The sequence below is a fragment of the Priestia sp. P5_B4 genome (assembly GCF_056400385.1).
Genome location: NZ_JBFULJ010000142.1, coordinates 1 through 7307 on the forward strand (window position 1 = coordinate 1; position 7307 = coordinate 7307).

Below are 7307 nucleotides of genomic sequence, written 5' to 3' on the forward strand. Positions count from 1 at the left end.
AAATAGATGAGGTTCTCACTTTTTGAAAGAACTTTTATCTCATTGTATTTGGTGTTTTGATAGCTGCTTGATTCATTCCAATGTATAATCCCAGTAGTTTCATCAATAAAAACCATATTACTATCCAAAAGCAGTTTAAAATCATCTTTATTTAATGGAAATTCTTCTACAACATTCATCACTTCGTCAAGAATCAATTTGTAGTTGCTAACCTTTAAGAGTTCAATTACTTCTTCATCAGCATTCTGAAACAAAGCATGCGTACTCACTATATCATGTTCATCCAATATCAATTTTTTCAAGCTGTCCAGCTTTCCTTTCCCTCTATTCAAGGGTTCTTTAAAGCTTCTACTACTTACTGAAGTTTTTACACGTTCTACTTCTGATAGGAACGGTGTGATATAAATAAAATGGTATTCCTTATCAACCTCTTCCATATGCTGAATTGCCCAGCTAGTCTTTCCAGAACCCATTATGCTATCAACTATAGTTATATCTGTATTTTTTATTTCTGCCATTACTTTCACCTTTCTTTTTTATTCGGGATTGTTATTTACTCTTACAACCCATCAACAACAAATAAGGTAAAAGCAGACATCTTTTTTACAAACTTATTTAAATACATTCTAATAACCTAATACACATACACCTAGCTAAAAGTTTTGCACAGCAAAAGTGCAGAAACTATTCAAGAACCCTGTTGTATCAAGGGCTGAGAGAGTATGCCCTTAAAAGAGAATATATCAAAAGGAGATGTTTGGAGATATGTTAATTAATCGTAAGGCTTTACTAACGTAGCTGGTGAAAACCACACCAGCCTATACAAGAACATTAATTCGAAAGGAATGCTGACAAAGGCTAATATGTCAGAGTTAAAGCAAATAACTATTCTATTTAATAAATGCTTGGAGGGTGGTTTACCCGACAAGGAGGTTTTGAACTTTATACCGGTTATCTGTTACAGGAATTATATAAAGGAACTCAGTATTGTGGATAACTGTATTCATTATGTTGATAAATGTGACGAAAATGTGAACAAGTAGAGTTGGTTTTGAGTAGTCACTTAGGCTAAAAAGTCCATGAATTGAACCTGATGGATGGAAAAGAAAATGAAAAGCCAGTTATTTTCATGCTTTAATAAGGAGGAGATCAGTGTTTTTTAAGTTCTCATTTTATACATTTTGCATTAATACAACTTTGTTCCGAGATAATTTGCTAAGAGAAGAGAACGGCTAGAATGCTTGATATATCTACATATTCTTGGTGTGAATGAAATAGCGTATAAATTAAAGAAGTACTTTTCACGTTAAAAGGCTATAAACGTTGATATATCAGTACTTTATCTGGGTTGTTAGTTTACATAATCTATCTTATCGGAAGCAATATGTGTATATAGTTATCATCCATATACAAGAAATGAAGTAGTATCACCTATTATAAATGTTAAAACATCGGACTATATACAATAAACAAATAGTATAATTTGTATATCAGTAAAAAGGTGGTAAACAGATGGGTAAGTATTATTATTTAAAAGGTAATGATTGGGGTTGTGGAGTGTGGATTGTATTATTTTTTCTTTTTCTTACCTCACCGATTTGGTTTTATTTATTGTCTATTCCCCTTGGGTTCCTAACTTTTTTAGGTGAAATAGGCGTGAAACTATTCGGTGAAGGTAATGGGGCTATTATGCTGATTCTTCTAGGACTAGTGTTTATGTTTCTGTTAATCATTATAGCTAAGTTTATAGAAAGACGAGAAAGAGAAAAGAAAGAGAAACTTTGAGACGATTGTGTTTAGCAGTCGTTTTTATTTATTTTTCTATAAGATTTTACTGTGTTTCATATTCCATTACGGAACACGAAACTATTACACGATTATAATATACTTTAACAAACTAAAGTCATTGATATAACAACACATTTAATTGTGATTCAATTCACAAACTAATTATAAAAAGTTTCGTGTTTCTAAAACACAATTAATTATAAGAAACAAAAAGAAAATAAAAATATAAAGATTGATTGTGATGAATGTATCTGATTCTGCAATTGAAAATTAATATTCAAAATGAAATGTGTAGAAAATCTTGGAAGGGGGTAAAGGGTGGATAGGGGGCATTGTCCCTCAAACTGGGTATTCCAAAAATATGCATTCCAAACTTAACATGCTTAAAATGCCTTATTACAGGAAATGATTACTGCATATGGTGATTTCAAGGTTTATTTAGGGTTGAAATGTACTAGTCTATATGTCACTATTACATAGGTGTTTAAATTACATATTATTAGGAGGAATATCATACAATGAAGAAATTTTTCAAGATGGGCTGTTTGGGATTTATCGGCCTTATTGCAATTATTGTTGTTATAAGTATAGTAGCAAGTGGTGGCGATGATTCATCTGATAAAACAAGTGGAACTGATTCATCTAGTAAAAAACAAGAACAAAAGAAAGAATATACAGTTGGTCAAGATGTGAAAGTGAAAAATCTTGGTTACAACGTTGTATCTGTTGAAGAAAAAACAGAATTATCTTCTGTATTAGGAAATAAAACAACTGATGGTAAATATGTTGTCGTTGATTTAAAGGTTACTAACCATGAAAAGAAAGCTAGAACAATGGATTCTTCAATGCTACGAATTAAAACCGATGATGGTACTGAATATAATCCTGATGCTGAACTTGATACTTATGTTAATGAAGATGGACTTGGTTTCTTCCTTGAACAAATCAATCCGAACATGAGTAAAGAAGGAAAAGTTGTCTTTGAAATTCCGGCTGACGTTAAAGAATACAAATTGCAGGTTGCTAGTGGGTTCGGTTTCTCCGGTGGTAACTATGAAACAATTAAATTGAAATAAGCGAACTAATAATTTAGGCTACTGATTAATTTCAGTAGTCTTTTTTTTATAAACAAGGTATAAATTTTAGTGTTTGTCTTACTTTTACTGTCCCTCAAACACTATATATATAGGAAGGTAGTTAACAATTTGGCACTGATAATTAAACGGTGCCTTTTTATTTTTGTTTAAAAGTCACATAATGTGACTGAAATATTAACACTGTCCATGTAAAGGGGTGAAAAGGTGAAGTGTTAACCAGTGAGTCAGTTAAATTTATTCGATTGCTAACAGATTTAACACAAAACGAATTAGCTGAGAAGTTAAGGGTAGATAGAAGTTTAATTTCAAGAATTGAAGCCGGTGAACGAACTATTACACCTGCCTTAGTTAGGCAATTAAATGAAATTTTTTATTTGAAAGGATGGAGTGAATCAGATTTATCTCTAATTTACGAAGTAATTAAAAGCCGGAAATTAAAACATGTAACTAGAAAGGAAGGTCTTTAATGAATGCAGATAATATAAAACAAAATTTAAAGTACATCAAAACAATGATTGAAAACGGAAGTCTAAAAGAAAATAGGGTAATTATCCATGTGATGATTGCAGAGACCATTCAGGGTCTTAAAAATACAGCATTTTTGTTTGAAGTGAAATATACAAGCGAAGGCTACAAAATGCATTATTCATCTTACGAAAAACGTGCAAAGAAATATAAATCAAGATTACTTGTCGATATGAAAACACTGGAAAGAGAATTAAATAAGCAACGAGTTAACCAAAAAGCGTGTAAGAAACTCATTCAAAAAATGTTAGATACAGATTTATATACCTTTTACACACAGGCAGTCATTAACCAATGGCAATCAAAAACTAAACATTATAAAACGGAAGCTATTTCAATTTAATAAAGAAAAGGTGAAGAAGATGTGTGAAGAAAAAACGATTCATGATGTAGAAGTTCCAGGTAGTATCAATCCAAGACAAGTTGCACTGGCAAAGGCTTATGTATCTGAACGTTTACAGGAAGGTTTTACAATTAATGATTTTTGCAAGAAGAATAGTATTAGTACAAAGACATGGTATAAATGGACGGATAGTCCTGAATATAACGATTATATCAATAATCTATCAGATGTATTGCTGCCTGAGGATGAATTACAGGCTGTTAGAAAGATGAAATCTAAAATTATGGGTTTAGCTGATAAGGAAAAAGTATCAGCCAATGAATTAAAGATTTTCATGGAAACATTCAGCTATGTATTTGAAGCAGAGGCAAGAATGCAAGCAGAAAAGCTAGGGCTAAACAAAGGCGTTGCTTCTGTRAATAACAGACCTGAAACAACTTTAGAAGAAAAGAAGGCGTACTTGATTACAAAATTAACTAAACCTCTTACATCTGAAGAAGAACGTGAACTAGATGAAAAGTTCAATTTTTGATTAATTGATTAAACTACACAATTTGAAAGGGTGATTTATAATGGCGAATCCATTATTAAATTTAATTACTGGATATAACGAATTACGAGAACAGGAAGAACAGAAAGGGAATGTTGAAACTAAAGGTTCTGAAGAACTGAAGGCTGATACAGAAGCAGATCAACAAACTGTAGATGAAAAAGACGTTGAAAACCTCTCTGTTGAAGAGAAAGTTGATCTACTCTCAAAGGTTGTACAGGATTTATTTATTAAAGTAAATGGAGGTGTTGAATAATGGCGAAGGCTAAAGAAAAGCAAACAGCAGTGCAACAAATGGAAGAACTGTTTAAGAAAGTAGAGGAAGTGAAAGACAAGTTTGAAATTGCATTACAAAAGGCACTAGGTGAAGCTAAAATGTTGAAACAAGAAATTCAAGAAGAAGAAAAAGAGGTGCAAGAGTTATATACAATGTATGTTCTTGACCAAATTGTTCTTGAAACCTATCAGGAAGCAAAGAATAAACTAGATAATAAAAAGAAACTCCTTGCAGTAGCTGAAGGTAAAAGTGCTGATATGGAAGATCTGAAGAAAAAAGAACTATATAAGCTATACCAGCAAGTGAAAGAAATTGAAGATGATTATCGTAAAGAAGATAACCGTAATATTGCAGTTCATCGTAAACGTATTTTTCAAGCAAAAGTTGATTATCTAAAGTTCATGCATGAAGCACAAAAAGAAATGACTGCTACTTACAAGTTTAATCGCAAAATAGGAGATTTAAAAGTTGATTTAGGGTTATTAGCTTATAATCATACTGCTGGATTTGCTACAGCAAATAGATTTTTTGAAGATACTTATAGTAGAACACCTGGAATCGACGTAACTAGAGAAGAAGTTACTCAAGCATTTAACAGAGGAACCTATAGCACAATGATATTAGAAGCAATTAAATAACAGAAATTATTCGCTGGTGCTTTAATTGGTGCCAGCATTTTTAATTTTAGGAGGATTTGTAATGAAGCAAAACTTGTTTAAGAAGGTGACAGAATCACTAGCAGGATTCTTTAAAAAATATAAGAAAGTTAGAAAAGTAAAGGAAAGAAAAGTTAATAAGGTTATAAAGAGAGTTGAACTATTAAAGATGGAACTAGGGCAAGTTACGAAAGCCTATGATGAGAAAATAGCGGAGATACAGAAATTACATAATAAGGCACTATGGAAGTATGAACAGGCTTATCAAAAGTTACTTCAGATGAATATTAAGCATCAACAAGGTTTATTATCAGAAGAAGAACTTGAAAAACAGCACCAAGAAGTTTTACCACTTGAAAACTCTTTAAACAAGATTACTGAACGGCTGAATCAAGTCATTCAATACAAACAAGATAGTGTAATTAGAATTGTTTCTGAAATTGATAATTTAAAAGAAAAGTACACGGAATCATTAGCTGAAGAAATCAAAATGAAATCTGTTAAAATACAAAAGCAAAAGCAAGCTTATTTGAAAAGCGTGCAGTCTATCGGATATGAGTATAAGAACGTATTGGAGACAGAACGTTTATTAAAAGAAACTTTTGAGAGTTACAACTTTACTTATAAAGGAACAATGACGGATTCTCTCACATTACTAACAGAGAATGTGCCTGTAAGCCTTGATAATTTAGTGATTGAAAATGAGGTAGTAAATGAAGCATTAATTGGTAAAATTCCATATCTATGAGGTTACCCTGAACAGTTAGTTAATTCTTTCTGTACAGGGTCTTTTTTTTATGGATTAATATTCTAAAAATTATGTATAATGTATTTACTAATATTTAGAAAGAATGTGTGAATATGAAAATATTGAGTGTTAACTTAATGAATTATAAAAGTATAAAGGAAACTGGCAGGCTTAAATTAAATGACAGAATAAACATTTTTGCAGGTAAGAATAATACTGGAAAGACGGCTTTAATAGAGGCGATATATAATATCTCTAATAGTGAATTAATTGATGAATTCTCAGGTTCATTAATAGCTGACACATGTATTGAATTAGAGATATTTATTAATGAAGAAGAATCGAAATTTCTCAATAATCGTATGGAACAACAATATTCAATTTATGGAATGGATAGATTAAAAGTAAAGGTATCCTATAGTAATTCAGCTAATGCTTCTTGTATAGATGAGGTTCAGGTCTTTATCGGTAGTTATAATGAGGAATATAAAACAATTTATAAAAATATAACAAAGGGTCACCCCTCCTATAGCTTTAGTAATTTGAATGGCGGCGGAGTAACTTTTAGCGGTAGACCGCAATTCATAAGTAGCCTTTTATCTTTACTAAATAAATCAATAGTTTTTATTAATGGAACTAGGCATGTTCCAAAGGAACAATCCACAGAACTAAGTAATAGGCTAAGCATAGATGGTAACAACCTAAATGCTTTTTTATACACTTTGCATAACAATGAAGAATTGCTTTTTGACCAAATAACAAGTGTTTTTAAAAAAATTTTTAATGATGTAACAGCTATTGGTACCCCTATAGATGGACATGGTATAACTTATATTAGCTTGAAATTTGATGGACAAGAAAAAGCAATACCCTTACATAATTGTGGAAGTGGTTTTACACATGTACTTTTACTTTTATGTGTACTTTTTACTCAGAAGAATAGTGTAGTATTATTCGATGAACCACATGTCTTTTTACATCCATCGGCAGAAAAAGCAATTTACGATATCATAGATGAAACTAATCATCATCAATACTTGTTAACTACTCACTCACCAATTCTGATTAATTATTCGTTTGAAAAAAATATTTTTCTGGTTGATAAAGAGGACGGGTCGAGTAGATTTACGGAGTTGGTGAACATTCAAGAAGTACTTAATAATATAGGAGTAAGCAATAGTGACTTTGCTTTATCAGATAAAGTTTTGTTTGTGGAAGGAGAAACAGAAGAAGCGGTTATCCCTCAAATTTTAAGTCATTTTGGAATGAAGCAGATAGGTTATAATTATAGGGTTTTAAAAATGGGCGGTACAGGAAATGAAT

The 7307-nt window shown here is 31.3% G+C and carries 10 protein-coding genes; 9 read left to right on the forward strand and 1 reads right to left on the reverse strand.

What is annotated here, in order from left to right:
* Positions 1 to 518: DEAD/DEAH box helicase family protein (locus AC1DRF_RS12970; RefSeq protein ID WP_477740881.1), on the reverse strand; the 518-nt coding region annotated here is incomplete at its 3' end.
* A gap of 994 nt (positions 519 to 1512) precedes the next feature.
* On the opposite strand from AC1DRF_RS12970, the gene AC1DRF_RS12975 reads away from it, so the two are divergent.
* The 9 genes from AC1DRF_RS12975 to AC1DRF_RS13015 form a co-directional block, all read left to right on the forward strand.
* Complete coding sequence (locus AC1DRF_RS12975) at positions 1513 to 1785, forward strand: hypothetical protein (protein WP_477740882.1); 273 nt, start codon at positions 1513 to 1515, stop codon at positions 1783 to 1785.
* 521 nt (positions 1786 to 2306) lie between these two features.
* Positions 2307 to 2864, forward strand: coding sequence for a DUF4352 domain-containing protein (locus tag AC1DRF_RS12980; RefSeq protein WP_116740658.1), 558 nt, complete (start codon positions 2307 to 2309; stop codon positions 2862 to 2864).
* A gap of 230 nt (positions 2865 to 3094) precedes the next feature.
* On the forward strand, positions 3095 to 3352 hold the full coding sequence (locus AC1DRF_RS12985; protein ID WP_116740656.1) for a helix-turn-helix transcriptional regulator: 258 nt from the start codon (positions 3095 to 3097) through the stop codon (positions 3350 to 3352).
* Positions 3352 to 3753, forward strand: coding sequence for a hypothetical protein (locus tag AC1DRF_RS12990; protein WP_116740654.1), 402 nt, complete (start codon positions 3352 to 3354; stop codon positions 3751 to 3753). Before AC1DRF_RS12985 ends, AC1DRF_RS12990 begins: the two co-directional genes overlap by 1 nt.
* Before the next feature lie 10 nt (positions 3754 to 3763).
* On the forward strand, positions 3764 to 4285 hold the full coding sequence (locus AC1DRF_RS12995) for a phBC6A51 family helix-turn-helix protein (RefSeq protein ID WP_145960408.1): 522 nt from the start codon (positions 3764 to 3766) through the stop codon (positions 4283 to 4285).
* A 40-nt stretch (positions 4286 to 4325) separates the two neighbouring features.
* On the forward strand, positions 4326 to 4559 hold the full coding sequence (locus AC1DRF_RS13000) for a hypothetical protein (protein WP_116740650.1): 234 nt from the start codon (positions 4326 to 4328) through the stop codon (positions 4557 to 4559).
* Positions 4559 to 5218, forward strand: a complete 660-nt coding sequence (locus AC1DRF_RS13005) for a hypothetical protein (protein WP_251470145.1) — start codon at positions 4559 to 4561, stop codon at positions 5216 to 5218. The genes AC1DRF_RS13000 and AC1DRF_RS13005 overlap by 1 nt, the downstream gene beginning before the upstream one ends.
* A gap of 61 nt (positions 5219 to 5279) precedes the next feature.
* Positions 5280 to 5984 (forward strand): hypothetical protein, encoded by a 705-nt coding sequence (locus tag AC1DRF_RS13010; RefSeq protein WP_251470147.1) that lies wholly within the window; start codon positions 5280 to 5282, stop codon positions 5982 to 5984.
* 113 nt (positions 5985 to 6097) lie between these two features.
* Positions 6098 to 7307, forward strand: a 1210-nt coding sequence (locus tag AC1DRF_RS13015; RefSeq protein WP_477740883.1) for an ATP-dependent nuclease, incomplete at its 3' end; no start/stop codon positions are given.